Origin of the sequence: Constrictibacter sp. MBR-5 (genome assembly GCF_040549485.1) — a bacterium.
Classification (GTDB): Bacteria; Pseudomonadota; Alphaproteobacteria; order JAJUGE01; family JAJUGE01; genus Constrictibacter.
Genome location: NZ_JBEPTK010000001.1, coordinates 581,096 through 601,574 on the forward strand (window position 1 = coordinate 581,096; position 20,479 = coordinate 601,574).

Consider the following 20,479-nt stretch of genomic DNA (forward strand, 5'->3'; position numbering starts at 1 on the left):
AGGTCGCACGACCAGCGAGCCCTTATTCGGCCGAGGCGAGCTGCTGACCCAGGACGGTCTTCGGCTCGGCCTCCTCCTCGGGCTCCGCGGCGGCCGTAGCGCGCGTCTCGCCCGCGTCCGGTCCCGTTGCGACCATCGTCGCGTACTGGTCCTCGTCGAACACGTCGACGGTCGCGTGCACGGCGGAGCTGAAGGTCTGCGGGCTCATCTCATACCAGCCGACGACGGCGGCCGGGACGGCGACCAGCGCCAGGACTGTGGCGGCGCTGTAGAGAACAAATGTACGGAACACGTTACGGGTCCCCCCTCGGTCACGGATTCGAGAGGAGAACACGGCCCCGTTGCGGACGGTTCCGACGTTTGGGACCGCCGGCGCCGCCTTTTGCCGAAGCGTCAGTGATGGACGAACAGCGGGACCGGGCAGCGCTCCAGCAGGCGCTTGGTGGCGGCGCCGATGAAGACGCGGTGTACCAGCCCGTGGTGGCTGAACGCGCCCATCACCAGCATGCCGGCATTCAGCCCGTCCAATTCGCCGAGCAGGACGTCGGCCGGGTGGGAGCGCGACCGGATGCCGTGCGCCGTCACCTTGATGCCGTGCACCTCGAACAGGCCCGAGGCGCGCCCCGCCAATTCCAGCGCCTTGCCCTCGTCCTCGTGGATGCTGACCACGTGCACGGAACGGCCGACGGCGAGGCCCAGCAGCACGTACATGTGCATGGCGCGCGACGCCTGGATGCTGCCGTCATAGGCGACGACCACCGTATCGCCTGGCGGCCGCTCGCGCGGCACCACGATCACCGGCCGCGGATTGTCGCGCAGCAGCCGCTCGGTCGAGGCGTCGATGTGATGCTCGCGCTCGCCGTAGAAGTTCGTGTCGCGTCCGAGCACGATCAGGTCGTGCCCGCACGCCTCGCGCTCGATCATCACGTGCGGCGCGCCCTCGCAGCCGATCTCCTGGCTGGCGACGCCGGCCGCTTCGCAGGTGGCGTGGAAGCCGTCGAGCCGCTTGCGCATGTCCGCCCGGCCCTTCGCCAGCAGCGTCTCGTCGCGATGCTCCTTGTAGGCGCCAGCACCGATCGGCCGCGCCTGCGGTGCCGTGATGTACGGCACGTCGAGCACGCCCACGCCGGCCAGCACGGCGCCGTGCGTCTTCGCCAGCCGGATCGCCAGATCCTCGGCCGCGCGACTGGAGTCGGTGCCGTCGAGGCCCACGACGATGCTCTTGACCATCAGCCTACCGTCTCCCGGCGTTCGGGCCGAAGCACCTGCCCCGGCCCCGCCTTCATCATCGTATCAGTTCGCGAGATCGGCGAACCGCTTCAGATGATAGTCCACATCGCCGAAGCTGCGATCGATCATCGTCAGCCGCTTGAAATAGTGGCCTGCGGCATATTCGTCGGTCATGCCGATGCCGCCGTGCAGCTGGATCGCCTGCTGGCCGACATAGCGGGCGGACTTGCCGATCTGCACCTTCGCCGCCGACATGGCCTTCTTGCGGTCGGCCTCGCTGTCCTCGCCGACGCGCATCGCCGCCATCATCGCCATGGACTTCGCCTCCTCGTGGGCGATGTACATGTCGACCATGCGGTGCTGCAGCACCTGGAACTTGCCGATCGGCTGGCCGAACTGGACGCGGGTCTTGATGTAGCCCAGCGTCATGTCGTTCAGGGTCTTCATCGCCCCCACCGCCTCGGCGCTCACCGCCGCGATGGCGTAGTCGATCACCTTCTCCAAGATCGGCAGGCCCTTGCCGACTTCGCCGAGCACCGCGTCGGCGCCGACCTTCACCCCTTCCAGATAGACCTCGCCGGCACGCAGGCCGTCGGCCGTCGGATAGCCGCGCACGCGCAGGCCCTGCGTGCCCTTGTCGACGATGAAGAGCGTGATGCCGTCGGCATCGCGCGAGCCGCCCGACGTGCGGGCGACGACGACGATCTTGTCGGCCGACGGCGCGCCGAAGACCACGCCCTTCATGCCGTTCAGCGTCCAGCCGTCCCCGCTCTTCTCGGCCTTGGTCTCGACGTCGGCGAGGTTGTAGCGCGACTGCCGCTCGGCGAAACCGAGGGCCAGCTTCATCGCGCCTTCCGCCACCGCCGGCAGGATCGCGCGCTTCTGCGCATCGCTGCCGCCATAGAGGATCGCGCCGCCGCCGAGGACGACCGTGGCGAGATACGGCTCGGCCACCAGGCCGTTGCCGAAGGCCTCCATGACGATCATCGTCTCGATCGCCGTGCCGCCGAATCCGCCGTATTCCTCGGGGAACGGCATGCCGAGCCAGCCCAGTTCGGCGAACTGCTTCCAGTTGGACTCGCTGTAGCCCTCCTCGGTCGCGACCAGCTTGCGACGCTGCTCGAACGCGTAGTTGTTCTGAACGAAGCGCTCGACGCTGTCTTTGAGCAGACGCTGGTCGTCGGAGTATTCGAAGTCCATTTCGCGCTCTCTCCTCTCAGGGCCTGACCTCTAGGGGCCGAGGCCGGCCTCGACGATGCTGTTCTCGTTGGGCCGGCCACAGCCCTGCCCGCGATCCGTGCGGGAGGCTATGACGGCCGCCTGCGGCTGACAAGCGCCCGACAGGTTCCCGTCCGGTGACGGTCTTCCGGCGCCATGCCAGCCCTCCCGCTCACCGCTCAGAGGCCGAGCACGGCCTTGGCGATGATGTTCTTCTGCACCTCGTGCGAGCCGCCGGCGATCGACATCGCGCGGTGGTCGAAATATTCCGGCGACATCCGGAACAGATAGTCCGGCCCGACCGGCTCCTCGTTCCAGCCGGAGCGAATGGCGCGCGCCTCGAACGGCTGCGCGTAATAGGCCCCCGCCTCCATCAGCAGCTCGCCCGCCCGCTGGATCGCGTCGCCAGTGCGCATCTTCAGCATGGACGCCTCGGGGCCGACCGGCTTGTCCGCCGCACTCTGGGCCAGCGAACGCAGCGAGGTCAGTTCCAACGCCTCCAGCGACTGTTCCAGTTCCGCCATCTTCATGCGGAAGGCGTCGTCGTCGATCAGCCTGGCGCCGTCTGCCCGCTCGACCTTCGCCACCTGCTTCAGCTTGTGCAGCGTCCGCTTGGTGATCGAGATCCAGGAGGCGTTCGACCGCTCGTGGCCGAGCAGGTACTTGGCGATCCGCCAGCCGTCGCCCTCCTCGCCGACGCGGTCCTCGACCGGCACCCGCACGTCCTCGAAGATCTCCTGGTTGAAGACGTGGCGGCCGTCGATGGTGATGATCGGCGTGATCGTGATGCCCGGCGTCTTCAAGTCGACCAGCAGACAGCTGATGCCCTCCTGCTTCTTGCCGGTGCTGGCCGTGCGCGCCAGCAGGAACATCCGGTCGGCGAAGTGGGCGTGGCTGGTCCAGACCTTGGTGCCGTTCACGACGTAGTGGTCTCCGTCGCGCACCGCCTTCAGCTGCAGGGAGGCGAGGTCGGAGCCCGCACCCGGCTCGGAATAGCCCTGCGACCAGATCTCCTCGCTCGTCAGGATCTTCGGCAGGTATTTCCGCTTCTGTTCCTCGGAGCCGTAGGCCAACAGCACGGGGCCGACCATCCGCGTGCCGAAATGGATGGTCCGCGGCGCGCCGCCCAGGAAGAGCTCGTCGTCCAGGATGTACTTCTCGGCCGAGCTCAGCCCCGGCCCGCCGTCCTTCGCCTCCCAGTTCGAGGCGATCCAGCCCTTCTTCGCCAGGATCTGCATCCAGCGCACATACTGCTCGCGGGTCAGCTCGATGCCCTGGTCGACTTTCTCCCAGATGTCGCGCGGCAGGTTGTCGCGCACCCATGCGCGCGCCTCGGCCCGGAAGGCCTCCTCCTGGGGAGTGAAACGAAGGTCCATCGACGCCCTCTGCAATGTCCGGTCTTTAGAGAGGTGTAGCCCGCCCCGCCGGGCCGATCAACGCTGCTCCGGCCGCCCTAAGCGAACAGCGCCACCGCGCGGATCGGGCTCGCTAGTGTCACAAGTGTACTAAGGCCGCTGCCGCCGCTCGGAACGACCTTATTGGCGATGATCGGCATCGTTTCTCCTAGTTTGGCAGCAAAGACAACGTAATTGCGACCATATCAGCGCAGACTTGTAATAACAAAACCAGATCTCCCGGAAGTTCTGGCCGCAAATTGACCAGCTTTGGTTCTGCGACTGACACACGATATTCTGTAGGAGGGGCGAACAGATTCATGCTGGCACAGGATACGCGGGCTCCGGTCGTGGCCATGCGAGAACGAGAGGGGTGAGGCGGCTTCGCTCTCTCGCTCTCGTCGAGATCTTCGACAAATGCGGAAAGATCGGACTGTAGCGCGCGAGAGATCCCCCACCGCCTTGAACATCAACATCCCAGGCAAGCCGCCGGTGATCAGGCCAAAGATCGCCCCGGCAGCTTTACCGAGCATGGTGCGGCCTTCGACATCGAGACCCCGTATGATCCCCAACACGCGCTCCCTCGCAACCGCAGCGCCGCAAACTCAGAGGGTCGCACGCTCGATGCTGAGACAACGTTAATCGGCCCCTCCACTTCGAATGGTCCCCTTTTGTTCTTTTTTCCCGCTTTTGCCCCGGCCCTCGCCGCCCTATCTTGCGCAGTCTCGGCACCGTGCTTCGAAGGCGTTCCCCGCCCATGACCTCCAAGACCGACGGCTCCCGGATCGACGGCCCGAAGATCACGGTGCGTGGCGCCCGTGAGCACAATCTGAAGAACGTCGACGTCGAACTGCCGCGCGACAGGCTGGTCGTCGTCACCGGCATGTCCGGCTCCGGCAAGTCGACGCTCGCCTTCGACACGATCTACGCCGAGGGCCAGCGCCGCTATGTCGAGAGCCTGTCGGCCTATGCGCGCCAGTTCCTGGAGCTGATGCACAAGCCCGACATGGACTCCATCGAGGGCCTGTCGCCGGCGATCTCGATCGAGCAGAAGACGACCTCGCGCAACCCGCGCTCGACGGTCGGCACGGTCACCGAGATCCACGACTATATGCGCCTGCTCTGGGCGCGGGTCGGCGTCCCCTACTCCCCCGCCACCGGCCTGCCGATCGAGAGCCAGACCGTCTCGCAGATGGTCGACCGCGTGCTCGCCATGCCGGAGGGCACGCGCCTCTACCTGCTGGCGCCCATCGCGCGCGGCCGCAAGGGCGAGTTCAAGAAGGAACTGGCCGAGCTGCGCCGCAAGGGCTTCCAGCGCGTCAAGGTCGACGGCGCCATGCACGAGATCGAGGAGGCGCCGAACCTCGACAAGAAGCGCAAGCACGACATCGAGGTGGTGGTCGACCGCATCGTCGTCCGCCCCGACATCGCGACGCGCCTCGCCGCGAGCATCGAGACGGCGCTGGAACTGGCCGACGGCATCCTCTTCGCCGAGAACGCCGACGGCGGCGAGATCACCATCTTCTCGGCCAAGTTCGCCTGCCCGGTCTCCGGCTTCACCATCGAGGAGATCGAGCCGCGCCTCTTCTCCTTCAACAACCCCTACGGCGCCTGCCCGGTCTGCAGCGGCCTTGGCTCACAGAAATATGTCGACGCCCAGCTCGTCGTACCGGACGAGCGCCTGTCGCTGCGCGACGGCGCCGTGGCGCCGTGGAAGAATTCGAGCTCGCAATATTACGACCAGACGCTCGACAGCCTCGCCCGGCACTACCGCGCCAGCATGACCACGCCCTGGCGCGACCTGCCGGAGGAGCTGCGCCAGGCCGTCCTGTTCGGCTCGGGCAAGGACCCGGTCGAGATGACCTACAATGACGGCCTGCGCAGCTACACGGTGAACAAGCCGTTCGAGGGCGTCGTGCCGAACCTGGAGCGGCGCTGGAAGGAGACCGACAGCGCCTGGCTGCGCGAGGAGCTGGAGCGCTACCACAGCGCCGCCCCCTGCGAAGCCTGCGGCGGCCACCGCCTCAAGCCCGAGGCGCTGGCGGTGAAGATCGACGGCCGCCACATCGGCGAGGCGAGCGAACTGTCGGTCGCCGACGCCCAGGTCTGGTTCGCCGCCCTGAACGACCGCCTCACGCCGAAACAGCTCGAGATCGGCACGCGCATCCTGAAGGAGATCAACGAGCGGCTCGGCTTCCTCGTCAATGTCGGGCTCGACTATCTCAGTCTCGCCCGCGCCTCGGGCACGCTGTCCGGCGGCGAGAGCCAGCGCATCCGCCTCGCCTCGCAGATCGGCTCCGGCCTGACCGGCGTGCTCTACGTCCTCGACGAACCGTCGATCGGCCTGCACCAGCGCGACAACGAGCGCCTGCTCGCGACCCTGGAGCGGCTGCGCGGCCTCGGCAACACGGTCATCGTGGTCGAGCACGACGAGGACACGATCCGCGCCGCCGACTGGGTGATCGACATGGGCCCCGGCGCCGGCGTCCACGGCGGACAGGTGGTGGCCGAGGGCACGCCCGCCGACATCATGGCCTCGCCGCAGAGCCTGACCGGCCAGTACCTAACCGGCGTGCGCCGGATCGAGGTGCCGGCCGTGCGGCGCAGGGGCGACGGCCGCGCCATCACGGTGCGCGGCGCGCGCGAGCACAATCTGCAGGGTATCGACGCCACCTTCCCGCTCGGCACGCTCACCTGCGTCACAGGCGTATCCGGCGGCGGCAAGTCGACGCTGGTCATCGAGACGCTCTACAAGGCCGTCGCCAAGCGCCTGCACGGCGCGCGCGAGCATCCCGGCGCCCACGACGGCATCGACGGCCTGGAATATATCGACAAGGTCATCGACATCGACCAGTCGCCGATCGGCCGCACGCCGCGCTCCAACCCCGCCACCTATACCGGCGCCTTCACGCCGATCCGCGACTGGTTTGCCGGCATGCCGGAGGCCAAGGCGCGCGGCTACAAGGCCGGCCGCTTCTCCTTCAACGTGAAGGGCGGCCGCTGCGAGGCGTGCCAGGGCGACGGCGTCATCAAGATCGAGATGCACTTCCTGCCCGACGTCTACGTCGAATGCGACGTCTGCAAGGGCAAGCGCTACAACCGCGAGACGCTCGACATCAAGTTCCGCGGCCGTTCGATCGCCGACGTGCTCGACATGACCGTCGACGAGGGCGTCGAGGCGTTCCAGGCCGTCCCGTCGATCCGCGACCGCCTGACCACCTTGCAGCAGGTCGGCCTCGGCTACGTGAAGATCGGCCAGCAGGCGACCACCCTGTCGGGCGGCGAGGCGCAGCGCGTCAAGCTGTCCAAGGAACTCGCCCGCCGCGCCACCGGCCGCACCCTCTACATCCTCGACGAGCCGACCACCGGTCTGCATTTCGAGGACGTGCGCAAGCTGCTGGAGGTGCTGCACACCCTGGTCGAGCAGGGCAACACGGTGCTGGTCATCGAGCACAGCCTGGAGGTCATCAAGACCGCCGACTGGATCGTCGACCTCGGCCCCGAAGGCGGCTCCCGCGGCGGCCGCATCGTGGCCTCGGGCACGCCCGAGGACGTCGCGGCTGTAGCGGAGAGCCACACGGGGCGGTTCCTGGCGCCGTACCTGCGCACGAAGGGGAAGCGCAAGAGGGCGTCCTGAGGGCGCCTACTTCAGCGCCGCCTCGTAGTCCGCCGGCCTGAACCCGACCAGCAGCCGCCCCTTCAGGTCGAGCACCGGCCGCTTGATCATCGAGGGCTGCGCCAGCATCAGGGCCAGCGCCTTGGTCTCGTTCAGATCCGCCTTGTCCGCCTCCGGCAGCTTGCGGAACGTCGTGCCCGCGCGGTTCAGCAGGGTCTCCCAGCCGACCTGCCCGGCCCACCCCTCCAGCGTCGGTCGGTCGATCCCCGCCGTCTTGTAGTCGTGGAAGGCGTAGGCGACGCCCCGCTGGTCGAGCCAGGCGCGGGCCTTCTTCATCGTGTCGCAGTTCTTGATGCCGTAGACCGTCACCGTCATGTCCGCCCTCCGATCGCCCCCCTGCGTCAATGTCCCGGGCAGCCGCCCGGTTGCCGCCGCAGAGCTTCGCTGCGGACCTTAGACCGCCTCGTCGGTCCCCAGAAGCCGCTCGGGCCGAGATCGCTCAAGCGGCCAGAGCCGCGTCGATCTCCGCCGCGCCGTCCTCCCCTGCGTCAAGCGGATCGCGCGGCAGCAGGCGGTGGCGCAGGACCATGCGGGCGAGGGTCAGGCGGCGGGGGTCGTCGAGCTTCGCCGCCTCCCAGGCCATCGCGGCGGCGGTGGTGACGTTGTAGAGCGCCGTCGCCGCCTGACGCGTCAGAATCTCGCCGCCTTCGGCCACCGCGCGCCGCGCCAGGGCCGACGCGCGCTCCAGTACCGGCGGCAGTTCCGGCATGTTACCCGCCTCGGCCAGCAGGCCGTTCACATGGAGGGTGAGTGCCTCCAGGCTGCCCTCGCGCTTGACCGCGCGCATGACGTCGAGCGCCACGATGTTGCTGGTGCCCTCCCATATCGAGCCGAGGTGGGCATCGCGCAGCAAGCGCGCGTCCGGCCATTCCTCGATGTAGCCGCAGCCGCCGCGCACCTCCATCGCGTCGCCGGTGACGCGGCGCGCATCCCGGCAGGCGCGGAACTTGATCAGCGGCGTCATGATGCGCAGCAGCGCGTAGGCACCCTCCTCGCCGGCGTCCGAGCGGCGCAGCACCTCGGCGGTCTGGAAGGCCATCGTCCGCGCCTGCTCCATCGGCAGGATCATCTTGGCGAGTTGGCGGCGCATCAGCGGCAGTTCGATCAGACGACGGCCGAAGGCGACGCGGTTGTTCGCGACGTGCAGCGCCTCGGTGACGGCGCGGCGCATCAGTCCCGCGGCGCGGACACCGTTCGACAGGCGCGAATTGTTGATCATGTCGGCCATCTGCCGGAAGCCCGCACCGGCCTCGCCGACCATCCAGGCGGTCGCCCCCTCGAGCCGGATCTCGCCCGAGGCCATCGAGCGGGTGCCCAGCTTGTCCTTCAGCCGCACGATCCGATAGGCGTTCGCCGTGCCGTCCGGCAGGGTGCGCGGCAGCAGGAACAGGCTGACGCTCTTCAGGCCCGGTCCCGCGTCGGCGCGGCGCGCCAGCACCATGGCGAGTTCGGCGTCGGCGTTCGAGCAGAACCACTTGTCGCCGGACAGGCGCCACGTCCCGTCGTTCGCCGGATGCGCCTCGACCGCCGTGGCGGCGACGTCGGAGCCCGCACCCTGCTCGGTCATGAACATCGCCCCCTGGTAGAGCGCGTCCATGTCCTGGCTGGTCAGCGCCGGCAGGTAGCGCGCGACGAGATCGGGGCTGCCGAACTTGCGCAGGCTGCGGGTCAGGCTGTCGGTCATGCTCACCGGGCAGCACAGGCCGAACTCGGCCTGCACGAACAGATAGGTGATGGCGTATTTTGCCGCGGGCGGCATCGGTGCGTTCCAGCCCAGCACGCCGCCGCGGTGCGACAGCGCGGCGAGACCGTAGTCGCCGAACGCGATCTTCTCCATGGCGCGATAGGCGGGGTGGTAGTCGACCGCGTTGGCGTCCTCGCCACGGCGGGTGCGCGGGCGCAGCTCCGGGCCGTTGCGGTCGGCGATGCCTGCCAGTTCGTCCAATTCACCGCCGGCCAGTTCGCCCAGCCGGTCGAGATGCGGCTCCAGGTGCGCGCGCAGGCCCGCCGGCATGTAGAGGCCGAGCAGCCGGCCCAGGTTGGGATCTGCCCGCCAGAGGTTGGTGCCGCGGCTGTCCGGAATGTTCTCCGAACCGATCTGCGACAGGGCGACGGCGACGTTCGGGGCTGTATCGGGCATCGGGGGCCTCCTCTTCCTGACAGGCCAGAGATGGCGCCGCGGCGGCCGTGCCGGCAAACGATTTCGCCGGCCGGGGTCTTGAGCTACGCTCAACGCATGACCCATCGCACCCTGCCGCCGCTGCATGCCGTGCGTGCTTTCGAGGCGGCGGCGCGCCATCTCAGCATGACCCGGGCGGCTGCCGAACTGAATGTGACGCCCGGCGCGATCAGCCGCCAGATCCGCGACCTGGAACTGCGGCTGCGCACCGACCTCTTCGTGCGCGGACCGACCGGCCTCGCCCTGACAGGCGCCGGGACCGCGCTCTTCGATGCGGCGAAGGCGGCACTCGACACCCTGGCCACCGGCATCGCCCGCGCCCAGAAGGCGCCGGAACGGCAGGTCGTGAAACTCGGCGCCTATGCGGTGTTCGCCAGCCGCTGGCTGATCCCGCGGCTGCCGCACTTCTATGCACGCCACCCCGACGTCGACGTGGAGATCGTGACCATCGCCGACCCGCTGGAGCTGCCGCCGCACCGCTGCGATGCGGTCGTGACGGTGCATGACGGCCGCGCCATGCCCGGCTTCGATATCGTGCCGCTGGTCGCCATCGAGGCGGTGCCCGTCTGTGCGCCGCGGCTTCTCGGGCCGGAGCCGTTCGACCTCCGCGACCACCGCCTGCTGCACATCCGCCTGCGGCCGGACGACTGGCGCCGGTGGCTGCCGCTCGCCGGCATCGAGGACATCGACCCCGAGAGCGGCCTGTTCTTCGAAAGCATGGCGCTCGCCATGGACGCCGCCGCAGAGGGGCTGGGCGTGGCGCTCGCCATCCGCGCCCTCGCGGAAACGGACCTCGCGCAAGGCCGCCTCGCAATCCCGATCCCTGTCGCGCGGCGCAGTTCGCGCATCTTCGCCCTGATGCACGACAACGCACGCGCCCGCGACCCCGGCATCGCCGCCCTTCATGCCTGGCTGCAGGACGAGACGCGCGCCGATGCACCGGGGGCTTGAGCGGACATCAAGGGGGCCGGCGGAATAGTCGTTCGACAGCCGCGCCGGCTCGGGGCCTATTCCGAAGCGATGACAAGGCGGGCCGGACGCCCGCGCTCCGTAGGAAGGACCGCCCGTATGACCCCCGACGACGAAGCCCGTCTCGTCCGCCTCCTCGCCGACCTGCGCCGCGACCGCCGCCAGCAGAGCGGCCTGGATCCGGCGCTGGTACCGCCCGACGAGGCCGCCGCCTATCGCATCGCCGCCGAGGTCGCGGCCGAACTCGGCTGGGCGGTCGGCGGCTGGAAGATCGCGGCGATTAAGCCGGAGATGCAGCAGGCGCTGCGCACGAACGCGCCGATCTACGGCCGGGTCTTCCGCCAGTTCGTGACCGAGTCACCCGCTACCCTGCCCGGCCCGCAACTGCTCCGGCCGATCACCGAATGCGAGTATATGGTGCGGCTCGCCGCCGACCTGCCGCCGCGCGCCACGCCCTACAGCGAGGACGAAATCGCGGACGCCGTCGCCTCGGTCCATCCCGGTATCGAGGCGGCCGAGTGCCGATTCGCCCACGACGACCGCTTCCCGCCCCTGCCGGCGATCCTCGCCGACGCCAGCGGCTCCGGCACGCTCATCCTCGGTCCGGCGATCCCGGACTGGCGGAACGCGGACATCCCGGGCCAGCCGATCGTGCTGACGGTGGACGGCCGCGAGCGCCGCCGCGGCACCGCCGCCGAGGCGCTCGACCATCCGCTGGCACCGCTGACATGGCTCGCCAACGAACTGTCGCGCACCGGGATCGGCTTGGCAGCCGACGAGGTCGTCAGCACGGGCACCTGCACCGGCATGATCCTCGCCCGGCCCGGCGAAACCCACACCGCCGACTACGGCGCCTTCGGCACGGTCACCGTCTCGTATTCCGCCTGAAGCCGGAGTAGACGGGCGGCATCACAGAAACGGACGCGCCCGATGACCTACGAATTCATCCGCTACGAGATCCTCGACAAGGTCGCCGAGATCACCCTCGACCGCCCGCCGGTGAACGCGATCACCATTCAGCTCGTCGAGGAACTGCTCGACGCCGTCGCCAAGGCGGGCAAGGACGATGCGGTGCGTGCCGTCATCATCCGCAGCGCGCACAGGGTCTTCTGCGCCGGACTGGACCTCGACATCGTCCGCGGCAAGAGCGGCGTCGAGGTGAAGGGCTTCGTCGAGCGGCTCTATTTCGCTCTCAACGACATCCAGTACCGCCTCGGCAAGCCCAGCATCTCGGTGGTCGACGGACCGGCGCGCGCCGGCGGCATGACCATCGCGATCTCCTGCGACATGTTGATCGCCGGCGACAAGTCGACCTTCGGCTACCCGGAGATCGACGTCGGCCTGATTCCGGCGATCCACTTCGTCCAGCTCCCCCGCCTGGTCGGCAAGCATCAGGCGTTCGGCCCACTCTTCCTCGGCGAGCCTTTCGACGCCCAGACCGCCTTCCGCATGGGCCTGGTCAGCGAACTGGTCCCCGCGGGCACCGCCCTGGAACGCGCCCGCGCCATCGCGCAGAAGTTCGCCGCGAAGTCGCCGATCGTCATGAAGCTCGGCCGCGACGCCTATGCCCGCGCCTGCGACGCCGACTTCCGCCGCTCGGTGGAGAACGTCGCCGAGACCTTCGCCCTGATCGCCGAGACCGAGGACTGCCAGGAAGCCCTCACCGCGTTCGTCCAAAAGCGCGCGCCGAAGTTCAAGGGAAAGTAGGCTCGACCGCCGGCGGAGGGATGGTCTGACAGGGCCTTCTCCGGTATCCCTGTGGCGGCGCCTTGAGCGGCCGACCGACCCTGGTACAGAGAGCCGAGAGACGAGTGCAGGCGAGTACATCAGCAGGCGATGAAGCGGATGGAACGGCCAGGATCGCCAACTTGGCCGCCTCCATCCGCAGCGGCGACCGCCGGGCGCTGGCGCGGGCGATCACGCTGATCGAGTCGACCCGCCCCGACCATCGCGCCGATGCCGAGGCGCTGCTGGAGGCATTGCTGCCCTATACGGGCAATTCCGTGCGGCTCGGCATCAGCGGCGTGCCCGGCGTCGGCAAGTCGACCTTCATCGAGGCGTTCGGCCTGCACCTGATCGACCGCGGGCACCGCATGGCAATCCTGGCGGTCGACCCGTCGTCCAAGCGCAGCGGCGGGTCCATCCTCGGCGACAAGACGCGCATGGCGGAACTGTCGCGCCGCTCGGAGGCCTATATCCGCCCCTCCCCCGCCGGCACGACGCTCGGCGGCGTCGCACGGCGCACGCGCGAGGCGATGCACGTCTGCGAGGCCGCCGGCTTCGACGTGATCGTCGTGGAGACCGTCGGCGTCGGCCAGTCGGAGACTGCGGTCGCCGACATGGTCGACATGTTCGTGCTGCTGCTGCTGCCGGGCGGCGGTGACGAGTTGCAGGGCATCAAGCGTGGCATCGTCGAACTGGCCGACCTCGTCGTCGTCAACAAGGCCGACGGCGACCTCGCCGCGCAGGCGAGCCGCACGGCGTCGGACTATGCGCATGCGGTGCGGCTGCTGCGGCCGGCCTCCGCCGAATGGCAGGTCGAGGTGCTGCGCTGCTCCGCCCTCGAGGGCAAGGGCATCCCGGAGATCTGGGACGCGGTCGGCCGGTACCGCGACAAGCTCGGCGCCGTCGGCGAGATCGCCAAACGGCGCGGCGAACAGGCGCGTGCGTGGATGTGGGGAGAGATCGGCGAAACCCTGCTCGCGGCGCTCAAGCGGCATCCCGGCGTCCGCTCCCAGATCGCCGACCTGGAGCGAGACGTGATCGCCGGGCGGATTCCGCCGGCGAAGGCCGCGCGGCGGATGATCGAGACGTTCCTATCCGGCCCGAACTGACTCTCCACCGCCTGAGTCTCCGTCGACGGGGCTCTGCGGACTTGACCTTTCAGCCCTCGCCCCGTACATAGCGCCTTCCTTGCGGGGACCCACCCGCGAACAGTTCAATTTTCCGAGGACGTCCCATGGCCCGGCGCTGCCAGATCACCGGCAAGGGCGCGTTGGTTGGCAACAATGTCAGCCACGCCAACAACAAGACGAAGCGGCGCTTCCTGCCCAACCTGCAGGAGACCTCGCTGATGAGCGACGTGCTGGGCACGGCGGTCCGCCTGCGACTGACGGTCAACGGCCTGCGCACGATCGAGAAGAACGGCGGCCTCGACGCGTGGCTGTCGAAGACCCCGGCGGGCAAGATGACCCCCGACATCCGCCGGCTGAAGCGCCGCGTGGCGCGCTGCGCCGAAACGCGGCAGGCCGCAGCCGGCTGACGCCGACGCGCCCTGGTGACGGGGCGCTCGTGACTTTCGATCGCATGGGAGTGCGCCGTATCGCTGCGGCGCGCTTTTTTGCGTTCGACGAACCCCGTCGCGGGTAGAGTGCAGCCGGGGGGAACATGCCGGCGAACCAGGAAGACTTGGTGCGCATCGCGCGCGCCGCACTCGCAGACATCGAGGGCCGCCCGCCGCTGAGTCTGGCGCCGGCCGGCCGTATGCGGCTGCGACTCCCCGTCCCCACCGCCGTCGCCGCCGCGTTCCTTCACCGTGACCTTCGGCGTCAGTTCGGGCATCTCCTGAATCTGAATCGGCGCGCGCAGGCTATCGGCGAGGCCGACGCCAAGGATCGCGCCGACAGGGTCGAGGCACTGCTGAAGTCGGTTCCGGAGCATCCCACGCGGGTGCTCGTGGCGGCGGCAGCAGCGGTAATCTTCGTGTTGACCGCCTTCTTCTTCGACCTGAAGGAGATCGGCCTGCTGCTGAAGGTCACGGTCGCGACCCTTACGCTAGACTATACCGATGCGTACGATGCCGCGCTGAACCTGGAGGCCGGCGGCCTGTGGTGGCGCTTCCCGCTCTTTCTCACCCTCACTTATGCGGCGGCGCATGTCCTGCTGCTGCTCGGGTTCTCGCTGAAGCGGCAACTGCTGGAGCAGGCCGCCGAAGCGATGGCGGACGTCGAGCGACGTGCCGACGTCACGCGCTTCGACCGGTTGGCTGCCGCCCTTCAGCGCGAAGCGGACGGCGCACCACTGCCGCCCGCCGCGTTCGATCAGCTGTCGATGGCCGTCCTCTATCTCGGGGCCGCCGCCAGCATGGGCGGCGTCGTCTTCTATATCGGCTGGATAACGGACCTCGCGGTGCTCCAGGCGGCGGCCGCGGTGAATCTCGTCATCGGCCTGGGCGTCGCCGCGATCGCTCTCGCGAAGTACCGGGGTGCGCGGGCATCCGTCCTCGCCCGCGCCCGGGATCACAGTCGCCGGTAGATCTTCTCGGGGATATAGAAGCGGCGCTTGTTCAGCACGATGCCCGCCAGGTTGGCGCCGCGCGCCATGATCATGTCCCGCAGGTCCGCCACCACCGGCGTCCGCGACGACTCGGCCTCAACGACCAGCACCACAAGATCCGCGAGGTTCGACACGACCAGCCCGTCGACCGAACGGCTGGCGGCCGGCGTGTCGACCACGGTGAAGCTGATCCGATCGCGTAGATTGTCCCAGAAGGCGGGCTGGTTGCCGACCTGGGCCGTCTGGCCGTCACGCAGGGATTCGTGCCGGAACCGGCTGACCAGCAGGCGCGATGCGCCGGCGCGATGGAAACTCATCAGGGGACCGCGCGCCGCATTCGGCAGTTCGGTCACCACATGCTCGCCCGACAGGCGCCACAGCGGCGTGGAGTCGACCCCGATGTCGAGCGAATCGCCGAGGGCGAGGTTGCGGTCGCGCGCCGCCGCCTGCTGAAACCAGTCGTACTGCGACGGCCCGGTCGTGTTCAGGTCGAGCAGCGTCACATACTGCTGCGCCTGCAGCGTCGCCGCACGGGCGAAAGCCCGGGCGATGGTCGACGTGCCTTCGCCGGGCTGCGCCGAGATGAACTGCACGACCCGTCCGGCGCCCTCGGTCAGGGGTGGGTTCAGGACGGCGAAGAGCCGCTGCATCTCGCCCAGAAGGGCGAGTTCGTCGGCATCCCGCGGTCCCGAGGAGGACGGCACAGCCGCCGGTGCGTACTCCGGCGTACGCAGAAAGGACAAGGCGGACTTGCGCATCAGCCGACGCTCCGTCGCCGCGGCGACACAGGTGAACCTTCGTCCGCCGGCGGCGGCGCCGCGGCACCATTCGCACCGGCCAATCCCTCCTTGAACCCGACCGTACCGAGCACGGGCAGGCCGAGCGCCCGCTCCGCGGCTTCCGGCGTGCCGATCGTGGTGCGGCTGAAGTCGCGGACGAAGCCGGCGGCGAGCGCCGTCGCCGCGCCGCCGATCATGCCGAGCAGGATGATCAGCGGCTGGCGGTTCTTCCCCTTCGTCGGCGGGGTCGCACGCTCGATGATCCGCACGTTCGCCGCCTGGCGCTGGTCCATGTCCTCGAGGATCCTCGCTTCCTCCGACCGGCCCGCATACGCCTCGTACTGCTGCTTGAGGATGTCGCGTTCCAGGACGAGGGAGCGATACTCCCGCTCCGGCTCGTCCAGGGCGATTCGACGTTGTGCCATCGTCTGGATCTGCGACTCGAGCGCGTCGCGCCGGGCGCGCAGAGCATCGACGTCGGCGCGCAGCCGGATCGCCTCCGCGGAGAGCTGTTCGTAGATCGGATTGGCGCCGACACGGCGCGTGCCGGGACCGCGGCCGCTCTCCTGCTCGATGAAGTTGCGGACCAGCGCGAGCTGCTCCTCGACATCGCGGACGAACCGGCTGTTCGCCGTATACTTGGCGAGCAGTTCGTTGCGCCGCAGTTCGAGTTCGAGAAGCCGTGCCTTGGCCGTCTCCAGCGCGCCGGCGGTGTTCGTCTCGGAATAGAGCGGCGTGTTCCGCGGCACGCTCTTCATGCTGGATTCGACGGCCTCGAGCCGGGCGGTCGCCTCCTCGAGCCGGCTCGCCGTATCGAGCTGCTGCGACTTCAACTCGCTCTCCTGGCGGAGCAGCAGGATCTTCTGCTCCTCGAAGGAGGTGATGTTGTGCTTCTGCTGGAACGCCTGGAGCTTGGCCTCCGCTTCGTTGAGCCGACTGGAGAAATCCTCGCGCTGGGAACTGAGGAACGCCGAGCCACGATGGCTGTAGACGTCGCGCCGGCGCTGCAGATAGAGGTCGACCAGCGTGTTGAGCGCGGCCGCCGCCACCGCGGGGTCGCGATGCTCGAAGGCCAGCCGGACGACGGTCGAATCGGTGACCGGCTCGATCACCAGGCGGTCGGAGAAGGCATCGACGGCGCTGTTTAGGGCCGCGCGGCGCTTTTCGCCGCCCGCCGCCGCATCGTCGGCCAGTCCCGGGTACATCCGCGCCAGCCCGACCTTCTCGATCATGGCTTCCATCAGGGCGCGGTTGTTCAGGATCTCCATCTCCGACTTGACGATCCGGCTCTGCTCCATGGAGATCGTGCCGGTCGACTCGCCCACGTCGGGCCGCAACGTGTAGTCGCCGCTCAGCAGCACCAGCAGCTTCGATTCCGCCTCGAACTTCACGCTCGGCAGGAACGAGACGATCACCGCCAGCACGAAGATGCCGACGAACACGCCGGCCAGGAGCCTGCGCTCGCGGAAGATCAGAGTCAGGAACTCGCGCAGCCCATAGCGCGTGGAGAGCGGTCGACCCATCGAACGCTCACCCGCCGCTGCGCGACTGCCCGCCTGCTCGTCGATTGACTTCGCCACCGTAAGGGGATTGCCTTGTCCGGGGGTTGCAGTGGGAAAACCGGCGTGGCCGATTAACCCGTTCTGGGGAAAGATCCCACTAGAATGATAACATAGCATTGACGGGGTGGCCCCCGCACGGGGCTTGTTGGGGGGCGTAGTACGTGCGCGCATTCAGACTGATTTCCTTGGCGATCCTCGCTGCCGCCCTGGCGGCCTGCGCCGGGCCGCGCCTGCCCGCCAGCGTGGCGCTGCCCGACCGATTCGAGGCCTGGGACGCCACGGTGGCCGAGTACCGCCTGCGTCCGGGCGACGAACTCGACGTGCGGCTCATCCACAACCCGGAATTCAGCGACCGACTGACCGTGGCACCCGACGGCCAGATCGCGATGCCGCTGATCGGCTTCGTCACCGCCGGCGGCAAGACCCCGCGCGAGCTGCAGTTCGAACTGCTGGCGCGCTTCCGGCGCGAGTTGCGCCAGCCGGAGGTCACGGTCGTGCCGCGCACCTTCGCCTCGCAGCGCGTCTTCGTCGGCGGCGAGGTCGCCAACCCGGGCATCTACGACCTGCCGCACGAGATCGGCGTGCTTCAGGCGGTGGTCATCGCCGGGGGCTTCCGTCCGACCGCCCGGGAGGATTCGGTGGTGCTGATCCGGCGCACCCCGCGTGAGACGCCGATGGCGCGTCTGGTCGACGTGGCGGCGGTCGTGCACGAGGGCGCGCTCGACGCCGACGTGCCGCTGCGCGCGCACGACGTCGTCTACGTGCCGCGCTCCGGCGCGGCCGAGGTCGGCCACTTCGTCGACCAGTACATTCGGCAGGTGCTGCCGTTCGACCGGAGCATCAGCTACAGCCTCAACTGACGCAGCATCCATGCCGGTAAGCGAGAGGCGAGACCAGGGACTGCACGACCGCGCGGCACGATGGTTCGCAGTCGTCGGGCTCCTCCTGTTCTCCGAGGCCTTCTTCAACCTCGCCGTCGCCCCGACCGACCGCGTCGACGACGCCTCGTTCCTGCGCCTGGTCTGGCCGCCGATCTACCTCGGCACGCTCTGGGCGATCACCTATCGGCCACGCGACATCGTTCTCGCGGCTCGGCGGAACTGGCTGATGATGATCGTCGTCGGCCTGTGCATCGCCTCGACGGTCTGGTCGGTCGACCCGGCCATCAGCCTGCGCCGGGCGATCGCGCTGGCGTTCACGACGCTGTTCGGCCTCTGGCTCGCCGTCCGCTTCACGCCCCGCGAACGGCTGCTGCTGCTCGCCCGCACCTTCGTGATCATTGCGATCGGCAGCGTGTTGATGGCGCTGCTGCTGCCGCGCTACGGCATCATGCAGGAGATCCACCCCGGCGCCTGGAGCGGTGCGTTTCCGCAGAAGAACAAGCTCGGCCAGATCATGGTCTACGGCGCCGCCGTCTTCACGATCGTCGCGGTCACGATGCCCGACCTGCGCCGCCGCGCGATTGTCGGCCTGGGCCTCTGCATCGCCCTCGTTCTGCTGTCGACCTCGATGACCTCGCTGCTCGGGCTGCTGCTGATGGGGGCGGCCGTCCTCTCCGCAACGGTCCTGCTGCGACGGCCGGTCCTGGCGGTACTGCTGATCTACGGGTCGCTGGTCTCCGCAGCCGTGCTGACCATATCGCTGGCGCTCGACGCCGATGCGGTGTTCCAGATGATCGGCCGTGACGCCTCGATGACCGGCCGGACCGATATTTGGGGGCCGCTCTGGGAACGCCTCTCGACGCGTCCGTGGCTGGGCTTCGGATACAGCGCCTTCTGGCACGATCCCGAGGGCCCGGCCTGGGCGATCCGGCGCGCCGTCCAATGGGACGTGCCGAGCGCACACAACGGTTGGGTCGAGCTCTGGCTCGACGTCGGCATCGGCGGCGTCGTCCTCTTCGGCGTCGGCTTCCTCGTCGCAACCGCCCGGGCCGTCGCCGGCGCCTTCCGCGAGGTGGGAACCGAGACTCTGTGGACGCTCGTCTTCCTGACCCTGTTCCTGCTCTTCAGCATCTCGGAATCGAGCATCGCCCGGCAGAACAATCTCGTGTGGGTGATGTACGTCGCCTTCACGGCGGCGTATGGATGGCGTCCGGAGCCGCGCCGCCTGCGTCCGCTCGCGCGGATCGTGTGGCCGGAGCGGCATCCGGGTCAGCGGGCGCCGGGGCAGGGAACGAGCACCCCACTGCGCTGACGGAGCGCTCCGGCAGGCACTGCCGATCGAGCGGGCGGATACGGGACAGAGATGGACCTACAGGCATACAGCACGTTCACACGCCGCGAATGGTCGGCGCTGCGCTTCAACACGCCGCTCACCCTGTCCGAAGCGGACCTCGTGGCGCTGAGCGGCCTGAACGAGGTCGTCTCGGAGCAGGAGGTGGTCGAGGTCTACCTGCCGCTCTCGCGACTCCTGAACCTGCATGTCCGGGCGGCGCGCCAGCTGGGCGCGGTCAAGGACGAGTTCCTCGGCCGCTTCGTCCGCAGCCCGCCCTATGTCGTCGCCATCGCCGGCAGCGTCGCGGTCGGCAAGAGCACCTTCGCGCGTGTCTTGCAGGCGATCCTTGCCCGCTGGCCCGACCATCCGCACGTCGAGCTGGTGACCACGGACGGTTTCCTGCGCCCCAACGCATGGCTTCAGGAGAACGGCCTGATGCAGCGCAAGGGCTTCCCCGAGAGCTACGACCTGCGCGCCATGGTGGAGTTCCTGGGACGGGTGAAGTCGGGCGCGGCCGAGGCGAAGGCGCCGGTCTACTCGCATCAGGCGTACGACATCGTTCCCGGCCAATGGCAGACGGTGGCCCAGCCCGACATCCTGATCTTCGAGGGTCTGAACGTGCTGCAGACCAAGACCGCCGAAGGGCCCGTCGGCCGGTCGCCGGCGGTCCTCGTTTCGGACTTCTTCGACTTCTCGCTCTATCTCGACGCCGACAGGACGGACATCGAGAACTGGTACATCGAGCGGTTCCTCCTGCTTCAGCGCGGCGCGTTCCGCAAGCGCTCGTCCTTCTTCCACCACTACAAGGACCTGCCCGACCGCGAGGCGCGCGACATCGCGCGGCAGATCTGGCGCGACATCAACCTGCTGAACCTGACCGAAAACATCCTGCCGACCCGCGAGCGCGCGCACGTCGTGCTGCGCAAGCGCGCCGACCACATGATCGGCGAGGTCCGGCTCCGCCAGATCTGAGCGTGGGATCC

At 68.7% G+C, this 20,479-nt stretch carries 18 protein-coding genes; 10 read left to right on the forward strand and 8 right to left on the reverse strand.

What is annotated here, in order from left to right:
• Positions 1-22: 22 nt before the first annotated feature.
• From ABIE65_RS02735 to ABIE65_RS02750, 4 genes are all read right to left on the reverse strand, one after another.
• Entirely contained in the window at positions 23-292 is a 270-nt protein-coding gene (locus ABIE65_RS02735) for a hypothetical protein (RefSeq protein WP_354075346.1), read from the reverse strand.
• Positions 293-393: 101 nt separating this feature from the next.
• Positions 394-1,230 (reverse strand): universal stress protein, encoded by an 837-nt coding sequence (locus ABIE65_RS02740; RefSeq protein WP_354075347.1) that lies wholly within the window; start codon positions 1,228-1,230, stop codon positions 394-396.
• Between the two features lie 63 nt (positions 1,231-1,293).
• Positions 1,294-2,430 (reverse strand): acyl-CoA dehydrogenase family protein, encoded by a 1,137-nt coding sequence (locus ABIE65_RS02745; RefSeq protein ID WP_354075349.1) that lies wholly within the window; start codon positions 2,428-2,430, stop codon positions 1,294-1,296.
• 197 nt (positions 2,431-2,627) lie between these two features.
• Positions 2,628-3,824 carry an acyl-CoA dehydrogenase family protein gene (locus ABIE65_RS02750; RefSeq protein ID WP_354075350.1) on the reverse strand — a complete coding sequence of 399 codons (1,197 nt, stop codon included), beginning with the start codon at positions 3,822-3,824 and terminating at the stop codon, positions 2,628-2,630.
• 775 nt (positions 3,825-4,599) lie between these two features.
• Here ABIE65_RS02750 and uvrA point away from each other — a divergent pair.
• A complete protein-coding gene (gene uvrA, locus ABIE65_RS02755; RefSeq protein ID WP_354075351.1) occupies positions 4,600-7,479 on the forward strand; it encodes an excinuclease ABC subunit UvrA in 2,880 nt (959 codons plus the stop codon).
• A 6-nt stretch (positions 7,480-7,485) separates the two neighbouring features.
• Here the strand turns inward: uvrA and ABIE65_RS02760 are convergent, their stop codons facing one another.
• The gene (locus ABIE65_RS02760; protein WP_354075352.1) at positions 7,486-7,833 is read right to left on the reverse strand and encodes an ArsC family reductase; all 348 of its coding nucleotides are present in this window, start codon (positions 7,831-7,833) and stop codon (positions 7,486-7,488) included.
• Between the two features lie 124 nt (positions 7,834-7,957).
• Positions 7,958-9,658: an acyl-CoA dehydrogenase family protein gene (locus ABIE65_RS02765; protein ID WP_354075354.1), complete on the reverse strand. Its 1,701-nt coding sequence runs from the start codon at positions 9,656-9,658 to the stop codon at positions 7,958-7,960.
• A gap of 96 nt (positions 9,659-9,754) precedes the next feature.
• Between ABIE65_RS02765 and ABIE65_RS02770 the strand changes: the two genes are divergently transcribed.
• The 6 genes from ABIE65_RS02770 (at position 9,755) to ABIE65_RS02795 (ending at position 14,920) form a co-directional block, all read left to right on the forward strand.
• The gene (locus ABIE65_RS02770) at positions 9,755-10,648 is read left to right on the forward strand and encodes a LysR substrate-binding domain-containing protein (protein ID WP_354075355.1); all 894 of its coding nucleotides are present in this window, start codon (positions 9,755-9,757) and stop codon (positions 10,646-10,648) included.
• Between the two features lie 117 nt (positions 10,649-10,765).
• Positions 10,766-11,554 (forward strand): 2-keto-4-pentenoate hydratase, encoded by a 789-nt coding sequence (locus tag ABIE65_RS02775; protein WP_354075356.1) that lies wholly within the window; start codon positions 10,766-10,768, stop codon positions 11,552-11,554.
• A gap of 42 nt (positions 11,555-11,596) precedes the next feature.
• Positions 11,597-12,373 (forward strand): enoyl-CoA hydratase/isomerase family protein, encoded by a 777-nt coding sequence (locus tag ABIE65_RS02780; RefSeq protein ID WP_354075357.1) that lies wholly within the window; start codon positions 11,597-11,599, stop codon positions 12,371-12,373.
• A gap of 152 nt (positions 12,374-12,525) precedes the next feature.
• Positions 12,526-13,500: a methylmalonyl Co-A mutase-associated GTPase MeaB gene (gene meaB, locus ABIE65_RS02785; RefSeq protein ID WP_354075700.1), complete on the forward strand. Its 975-nt coding sequence runs from the start codon at positions 12,526-12,528 to the stop codon at positions 13,498-13,500.
• Between the two features lie 125 nt (positions 13,501-13,625).
• Entirely contained in the window at positions 13,626-13,928 is a 303-nt protein-coding gene (gene rpmB / locus ABIE65_RS02790; protein ID WP_354075358.1) for a 50S ribosomal protein L28, read from the forward strand.
• A 125-nt stretch (positions 13,929-14,053) separates the two neighbouring features.
• Positions 14,054-14,920 carry a hypothetical protein gene (locus ABIE65_RS02795; RefSeq protein ID WP_354075359.1) on the forward strand — a complete coding sequence of 289 codons (867 nt, stop codon included), beginning with the start codon at positions 14,054-14,056 and terminating at the stop codon, positions 14,918-14,920.
• Here ABIE65_RS02795 and ABIE65_RS02800 read toward each other — a convergent pair.
• Both ABIE65_RS02800 and ABIE65_RS02805 read right to left on the reverse strand, forming a co-directional pair.
• Positions 14,905-15,699 (reverse strand): P-loop NTPase family protein, encoded by a 795-nt coding sequence (locus ABIE65_RS02800; protein ID WP_354075360.1) that lies wholly within the window; start codon positions 15,697-15,699, stop codon positions 14,905-14,907. The genes ABIE65_RS02795 and ABIE65_RS02800 overlap by 16 nt on opposite strands.
• The gene (locus ABIE65_RS02805) at positions 15,699-17,243 is read right to left on the reverse strand and encodes a GumC family protein (RefSeq protein ID WP_354075361.1); all 1,545 of its coding nucleotides are present in this window, start codon (positions 17,241-17,243) and stop codon (positions 15,699-15,701) included. The genes ABIE65_RS02800 and ABIE65_RS02805 overlap by 1 nt, the downstream gene beginning before the upstream one ends.
• Before the next feature lie 200 nt (positions 17,244-17,443).
• Here ABIE65_RS02805 and ABIE65_RS02810 point away from each other — a divergent pair, with 200 nt between their 5' ends.
• Genes ABIE65_RS02810 through coaA form a run of 3 tightly spaced genes read left to right on the forward strand, consistent with a single transcriptional unit; the run spans position 17,444 to position 20,468 of the window.
• A complete protein-coding gene (locus ABIE65_RS02810; protein WP_354075363.1) occupies positions 17,444-18,142 on the forward strand; it encodes a polysaccharide biosynthesis/export family protein in 699 nt (232 codons plus the stop codon).
• Between the two features lie 10 nt (positions 18,143-18,152).
• Entirely contained in the window at positions 18,153-19,475 is a 1,323-nt protein-coding gene (locus ABIE65_RS02815; protein WP_354075365.1) for an O-antigen ligase family protein, read from the forward strand.
• 51 nt (positions 19,476-19,526) lie between these two features.
• The gene (gene coaA / locus ABIE65_RS02820) at positions 19,527-20,468 is read left to right on the forward strand and encodes a type I pantothenate kinase (protein ID WP_354075366.1); all 942 of its coding nucleotides are present in this window, start codon (positions 19,527-19,529) and stop codon (positions 20,466-20,468) included.
• The last annotated feature ends 11 nt before the right edge of the window (positions 20,469-20,479 follow it).

What these genes read in the sequence shown, in the direction of transcription:
- ABIE65_RS02740 (WP_354075347.1), bottom strand. Translation starts at nt 1,230, where the DNA reads ATGGTCAAGAGCATCGTCGTGGGCCTCGACGGCACCGACTCCAGTCGC.
- ABIE65_RS02745 (WP_354075349.1), bottom strand. Translation starts at nt 2,430, where the DNA reads ATGGACTTCGAATACTCCGACGACCAGCGTCTGCTCAAAGACAGCGTC.
- ABIE65_RS02750 (WP_354075350.1), bottom strand. Translation starts at nt 3,824, where the DNA reads ATGGACCTTCGTTTCACTCCCCAGGAGGAGGCCTTCCGGGCCGAGGCG.
- uvrA (WP_354075351.1), top strand. Translation starts at nt 4,600, where the DNA reads ATGACCTCCAAGACCGACGGCTCCCGGATCGACGGCCCGAAGATCACG.
- ABIE65_RS02760 (WP_354075352.1), bottom strand. Translation starts at nt 7,833, where the DNA reads ATGACGGTGACGGTCTACGGCATCAAGAACTGCGACACGATGAAGAAG.
- ABIE65_RS02765 (WP_354075354.1), bottom strand. Translation starts at nt 9,658, where the DNA reads ATGCCCGATACAGCCCCGAACGTCGCCGTCGCCCTGTCGCAGATCGGT.
- ABIE65_RS02770 (WP_354075355.1), top strand. Translation starts at nt 9,755, where the DNA reads ATGACCCATCGCACCCTGCCGCCGCTGCATGCCGTGCGTGCTTTCGAG.
- ABIE65_RS02775 (WP_354075356.1), top strand. Translation starts at nt 10,766, where the DNA reads ATGACCCCCGACGACGAAGCCCGTCTCGTCCGCCTCCTCGCCGACCTG.
- ABIE65_RS02780 (WP_354075357.1), top strand. Translation starts at nt 11,597, where the DNA reads ATGACCTACGAATTCATCCGCTACGAGATCCTCGACAAGGTCGCCGAG.
- rpmB (WP_354075358.1), top strand. Translation starts at nt 13,626, where the DNA reads ATGGCCCGGCGCTGCCAGATCACCGGCAAGGGCGCGTTGGTTGGCAAC.
- ABIE65_RS02795 (WP_354075359.1), top strand. Translation starts at nt 14,054, where the DNA reads ATGCCGGCGAACCAGGAAGACTTGGTGCGCATCGCGCGCGCCGCACTC.
- ABIE65_RS02800 (WP_354075360.1), bottom strand. Translation starts at nt 15,699, where the DNA reads ATGCGCAAGTCCGCCTTGTCCTTTCTGCGTACGCCGGAGTACGCACCG.
- ABIE65_RS02805 (WP_354075361.1), bottom strand. Translation starts at nt 17,243, where the DNA reads ATGGGTCGACCGCTCTCCACGCGCTATGGGCTGCGCGAGTTCCTGACT.
- ABIE65_RS02815 (WP_354075365.1), top strand. Translation starts at nt 18,153, where the DNA reads ATGCCGGTAAGCGAGAGGCGAGACCAGGGACTGCACGACCGCGCGGCA.
- coaA (WP_354075366.1), top strand. Translation starts at nt 19,527, where the DNA reads ATGGACCTACAGGCATACAGCACGTTCACACGCCGCGAATGGTCGGCG.